Consider the following 362-nt stretch of genomic DNA (forward strand, 5'->3'; position numbering starts at 1 on the left):
TTATGGTCGATGAAGCGGTCGGGCAGGGTCATGGGGCGGAAGCGCACGCGGTCGAGCAGGCCGGTTTTTGCCAGATGCGTCATGACAAAGGAGCCGAATCCGCCCACCGAACCTTCCTCGATGGTGATCAGCACGGCGTGGTTGCGCGCAAGCTGCTCGATCAGCGCGGTGTCGAGCGGCTTGGCGAAGCGGGCATCGGCCACGGTGGGGGCAAGACCCTGCGCGGCCAGCATGTCGGCAGCCTTCAGCGCATCGGCAAGCCTCGGCCCGAGCGAGAGGATGGCTATGCCGCCCTGCTCGGGGCCGGACTGGCGCTGCATTTCACGCACGATTCGCCCGCGCCCGATCTCGATGATCTGGCC

General features: G+C 66.9%; 1 protein-coding gene. It reads right to left on the reverse strand.

Annotation, left to right across the window (positions count from 1 at the left end):
* Positions 1-362: transketolase C-terminal domain-containing protein (locus tag QEG70_RS16950; protein WP_308721640.1), on the reverse strand; the 362-nt coding region annotated here is incomplete at both ends.

Origin of the sequence: Komagataeibacter xylinus, from assembly GCF_031081985.1 — a bacterium.
Taxonomy (GTDB): domain Bacteria; phylum Pseudomonadota; class Alphaproteobacteria; order Acetobacterales; family Acetobacteraceae; genus Komagataeibacter; species Komagataeibacter xylinus_E.